This is a genomic window from Nostoc sp. CHAB 5715 (assembly GCF_020829685.1).
GTDB lineage: Bacteria > Cyanobacteriota > Cyanobacteriia > Cyanobacteriales > Nostocaceae > Nostoc.
On the sequence record NZ_JAIVFR010000548.1, the window covers coordinates 1 to 5,178 of the forward strand.

A 5,178-nucleotide genomic window follows, 5' to 3' on the forward strand; every position below is an offset into this window, starting at 1 on the left:
ACGAGTATAAAAGACTCGTTGGCGAGTATCAAAGACTCATTTACGAGTATCAAAGACTCGTCGGCGAGTATAAAAGACTCATTCACGAGTATAAAAGACTCATTCACGAGTATCAAAGACTCGTTCACGAGTATCAAAGACTCAACGACAAAAAATCTAGCGTAGGCATCGCTAATTGCTAAGTGTAAATTATTCCAAAACTATTAACCAATCATTAACTATTTTTCAAAATGACTTCTATCTCAGCTTCCTTTCAAACTTTACGCGATCGCCAACAGTGTGCTTTAATCCCCTTTATCACAGCAGGCGATCCTAACTTAGAAACCACCGCCGAGGCAATACGTATCTTAGATCGCAATGGTGCTGACTTCATCGAGTTGGGCGTTCCCTACTCCGATCCTCTAGCAGATGGGCCTGTGATTCAAGCAGCAGCAACTCGCGCTTTGCAAAAAGGCACGAAATTAGAGCAAGTGCTAGAGATGTTGCACATAGTGAGTCCTAGCCTAAAAGCGCCGATAATTCTATTTACTTATTACAATCCCATTTTGCACCGGGGTATTAAGCCATTTTTAGGAAAAATTGCTGCTGCTGGTGTGCGAGGCTTGGTAGTGCCAGACTTGCCCTTAGAAGAAGCAGAAGAATTAATCCAAACTGCTGCATCTTTCGGAATTGAGGTAATTTTACTCGTAGCTCCTACCAGTTCTCTTGATAGAATTGAAGCGATCGCTCGTCAATCTCAGGGTTTTATCTACTTGGTGAGTGTTACAGGTGTTACAGGTATCCGCGCTCAAATCCAAGACCGCGTAAAATATTTATTAACAGATTTGCGAAGCGTCACCGATAAACCCATTGGCGTTGGTTTTGGCATCTCAGGGCCAGAACAAGCACATCAAGTAAAAGAATGGGGCGCAGATGCAGTGATTGTTGGCAGTGCCTTCGTTAAAAGGTTAGCTGAAGGTAGCCCAGCAGAAGGACTGCAAGCTGTAGAACAACTCTGTCAGGAACTCAAAGCAGCAATTACAGAAAGTCGGGGCGAAAGCCCATCTCTTCAAGGAGTGGGGAATAGGGAATAGGGAGTAGGGAGTAGGGAATTAGTATCAATTATTTATCTTTCTGCCCTCTGCCCCCTGCAAGAACTGCCCCCTGGATTAAGATAATGAAATTACTGCTGAAATCTGTCAAAATATTAATTTATAGCGTACTTCTAGTTAGCGCCTGTGCTATTACAGTCTTCGCACACGATCGCATTGGCCACGGACAATACAAATACCATTGGAATCACAATCTTCCAGGACAATACGCTCACGTAGCTGTAAGAAAGAACGTAACTGACCTGACATCAGCAGAGAAAACAGCCTTCGTCAAGGCTATCAAAACCTTAAAAACTACAATTCCCGCAGGTAGCAAGCTCAGTATTTACGACCAATTCGTTGCCATACATATAGGGGCAACACGCTTGATTCATAACCATAAAGGACATTCCAATGGTTCCGTTCAAGAACTTGCTCATGAAAATGCCGCATTTTTCCCTTGGCATCGAGAATATATTCGCAGATTTGAACAAGCACTGCAAGCAGTAGACCCAAATGTTACTCTCCCATACTGGGATTGGACTGACCCCAAATCAATTGATGTGGTTTTTAACGATGACTTTCTTGGTTCTAACGGTCAAGGAGTAACCATCAAAATTCCAAATCAGAGAAACTTTACAGGCGGGACTGTGCCTGGGGCTTTTGCTGTTGCAAATGGTTGGGTTATGAATCCAGTATTAAACATTGACCCAGATACCAACACATCATTAGGTACATCACTTGTCCGCTTTCTACGGCTACCTCCAGCTAGCGATTACCCAGTGCCTAAAAAAGATATTGAGCGTGCGCTGACTCTTAATAACTATTCTCTCTTTCGCCCTGCTTTGGAAGGATTTATATCTGTAGATGAGCAGGGTAAAGTCACTCCAGGAGGATTTATACATAACTACATTCATGGTTTAGTTGGTGGGGTACAAATAGATGCAAGCACAAGACCGATAAAGTTTAAGGGCTTGGGTACTATGAGCAATATACCAAGTTCGCCTTATGACCCAGTGTTTTGGTTGCATCATGCCAACGTAGACCGCCTCTGGGCTGAATGGCAAGAAAAGGGTCATAAAGGTAGCGATTTTTATCCTGCCGATGGTCAGCCTTACGGACACAATCTTAAAGACCTAATGTGGCCTTGGGACGGCGGTATGTCTACCCCCAAAGCTACGGCGTTAGGAGATTTACTATCTCTATTACCAAAATTTGACTCTAACGATTTGGTGCGCCCTATAGACGTTTTGAATCACAGGGAATTGGGCTATAGCTACGAAACCCGTGAAAAGGAAACGCGAAAAGAATTTTATCTGTGGTAGGACTTACGCACACTCTACGAATTCTCGGCGCTCTTGGCGTCTTGGCGGTTCGATAAATTAAGCGAAGTTAGCAATTTTTGCGTAAGTCCTATGTGTGGGATAAGTTCTAAAAAGTTAGAACGAAAGTAAAAAATACTTGAACATAAAGGATTTTCAACTGTGGTAAGCACCCAAGATATCAACGCTATAATTTCAACTACGTCTGTGCTACCTGACCTTTTAGGCAGGTTTGGAAAATTCGGCGGTAAGTACGTCCCCGAAACCTTAATGCCTGCATTAAGTGAGTTAGAAGCGGCATTTAATCAATATTGCAATGAGCCGAGTTTCCAAGCAGAACTGCAAAACTTACTGCGCGATTATGTGGGACGACCCAGCCCATTATATTTTGCTGAACGCTTGACAACAAACTACGCTAGACCAAATGGCACGGGGCCGCAAATCTATTTAAAGCGTGAGGATTTAAATCATACAGGCGCTCACAAAATTAATAATGCTTTGGCTCAAGTGTTACTCGCTAAACGCATGGGTAAGCAACGGGTGATTGCAGAGACGGGTGCAGGACAACACGGCGTAGCAACTGCAACTGTATGTGCTAGGTTCGGTTTGAAATGTGTAATTTACATGGGCGTCCAGGATATGGAACGCCAAGCCCTCAACGTGTTCCGCATGAAATTAATGGGAGCAGAAGTTCGTCCAGTTGAGGCAGGTACGGGAACTCTCAAGGATGCAACTTCTGAAGCAATTCGGGATTGGGTGACGAATGTAGAAACAACTCATTACATCCTGGGTTCTGTTGCTGGGCCTCATCCTTACCCAATGATTGTCCGTGACTTCCACGCGATAATTGGTATAGAAACTCGCGCTCAAGCTCAGGAGAAATGGGGAGGATTACCAGATATTCTACTGGCTTGCGTGGGTGGAGGTTCCAATGCGATCGGCTTGTTTCATGAGTTTGTGCATGAACCTTCGGTGCGCCTAATCGGAGTCGAAGCGGCGGGTGAAGGTGTAGATACAGAAAAACACGCTGCTACCTTGACAAAAGGAAAAATAGGTGTATTGCATGGTGCAATGAGCTATTTACTGCAAGATGATGATGGTCAAGTCATCGAAGCCCATTCAATTAGTGCCGGATTAGATTATCCCGGCGTTGGCCCTGAGCATAGTTATTTAAAGGATCTTGGTCGCGCTGAATATTACAGTGTTACCGATAAACAGGCACTAGAAGCGTTCCAAAGGCTTTCGCAATTGGAAGGGATTATCCCAGCCTTAGAAACTGCTCATGCGATCGCATATCTCGAAACCCTTTGTCCTCAATTAGAAGGCAACCCCCGCATCGTTATCAATTGCTCTGGCAGGGGTGACAAAGACGTGCAAACTGTAGCGAAAGTCCTGATTCCTTAATTTTCTCTTCTTGTCATTTGTCATTTGTCATTTGTCCTTCGTGAATGACTAATGACCAATGACTAATGACCAATGACCAATGACTAACGACAAATATGATAGCTGTAACGCAAATCCCACAGGACAACATCTCCATTACTTCTGAGTTCTACAACTGGCCAGGATTATTGCAACAGTTGTTTGCTCGGCAATCTTTGACGGTTTCCCAAGCTGCGGATCTGATGCAAGGTTGGCTTACAGATGCCATTCCTGATGTCCTCTCAGGAGCGATTTTAGCGGCAATCCAAGCTAAAGGCGTATCTGCCGAAGAATTAGTCGGCATGGCTAGCGTCTTACAATCCCAATCTCCACCCCTTGTACAGACGCGATTAATCGCGTCTCTCCCCACTCCCCTAATTGACACCTGCGGAACTGGTGGAGATGGCGCTTCAACTTTTAATATTTCCACTGCTGTTGCTTTTGTTGCCGCCGCCGCCGGGGTAAAAGTTGCCAAACATGGCAATCGTTCCGCATCTAGCAAGACTGGTTCGGCTGATGTGCTGGAAGCTTTGGGTATAAATCTCAACGCTACTCCTGAGAAAGTGCAAGCCGCAGTGGATGAGGTTGGAATCACCTTTTTGTTTGCTCCTGGCTGGCATCCTGCACTTAAAGCGATCGCTACTTTGCGAAAAACTTTGAAGGTGCGGACTGTTTTTAACTTGCTGGGCCCGCTAGTAAATCCCATGCGTCCAACAGGGCAAATTATTGGTGTTAACGATCCGCTTTTACTAGAGGAAATTGTTCAAGCTTTATCCCAATTGGGATGTCAGCAAGCGATCGCGCTCCACGGACGGGAACGTTTAGATGAAGCTGGTTTAGCAGATGTCACTGATTTGGCTGTACTTCAAGATAAAAAAGTTCGTTCTCTAACCCTCAATCCTCAAGAACTGGGTTTGAGTTTTGCACCGACTGCGGCGTTGTGCGGTGGAGATGTCCAAGAAAATGCCGAAATCTTGAAGGCAGTTCTCCAAGGTAAAGGCACTCAAGCGCAGCAAGATGTAGTCGCTTTAAATACAGCCCTCGCACTCCAAGTTGGTGAAGCCATTCATGGGGAAACTGATGTTTTAGCAGGTTGTGTTAAAGGTATTGCCCTTTCCAAGGAAATTCTGCAAAGCGGCGCGGCTTGGACAAAACTAGAACAACTTGCGGAATTCTTGCGCTAATTGCCAAGGTAGAGGCACAGCATTGCTCATTAGTGTCAACTTAAGTAAAAGCCATGTCCCGCAAGGAACTTAAGTTCCTTGCTAATAGCAAAAGTAATCTAAAGATTACTAAGTATCTGCAAAAATCTTTAGTCTACTTCAGTAGACTTTAGCTATTAGCCTTGAACTTTAGTTCTAGGC

Annotated in this window: 4 protein-coding genes; all 4 read left to right on the plus strand. The window is 44.6% G+C overall.

The features are described from left to right. The first annotated feature begins 230 nt into the window (after positions 1-230). The 4 genes from trpA to trpD all read left to right on the plus strand — a co-directional run bounded on the left by trpA (position 231) and on the right by trpD (position 4,998). The gene (gene trpA, locus LC574_RS25710; protein WP_229456370.1) at positions 231-1,073 is read left to right on the plus strand and encodes a tryptophan synthase subunit alpha; all 843 of its coding nucleotides are present in this window, start codon (positions 231-233) and stop codon (positions 1,071-1,073) included. Between the two features lie 83 nt (positions 1,074-1,156). Further along, positions 1,157-2,395 carry a tyrosinase family protein gene (locus LC574_RS25715; protein ID WP_229456371.1) on the plus strand — a complete coding sequence of 413 codons (1,239 nt, stop codon included), beginning with the start codon at positions 1,157-1,159 and terminating at the stop codon, positions 2,393-2,395. A 159-nt stretch (positions 2,396-2,554) separates the two neighbouring features. Then, positions 2,555-3,796, plus strand: coding sequence for a tryptophan synthase subunit beta (gene trpB / locus LC574_RS25720; protein WP_229456372.1), 1,242 nt, complete (start codon positions 2,555-2,557; stop codon positions 3,794-3,796). Between the two features lie 95 nt (positions 3,797-3,891). Next, positions 3,892-4,998, plus strand: coding sequence for an anthranilate phosphoribosyltransferase (gene trpD, locus LC574_RS25725; protein WP_229456373.1), 1,107 nt, complete (start codon positions 3,892-3,894; stop codon positions 4,996-4,998). Positions 4,999-5,178: the final 180 nt, after the last annotated feature.

What these genes read in the sequence shown, in the direction of transcription:
- trpA (WP_229456370.1), top strand. Translation starts at nt 231, where the DNA reads ATGACTTCTATCTCAGCTTCCTTTCAAACTTTACGCGATCGCCAACAG.
- LC574_RS25715 (WP_229456371.1), top strand. Translation starts at nt 1,157, where the DNA reads ATGAAATTACTGCTGAAATCTGTCAAAATATTAATTTATAGCGTACTT.
- trpD (WP_229456373.1), top strand. Translation starts at nt 3,892, where the DNA reads ATGATAGCTGTAACGCAAATCCCACAGGACAACATCTCCATTACTTCT.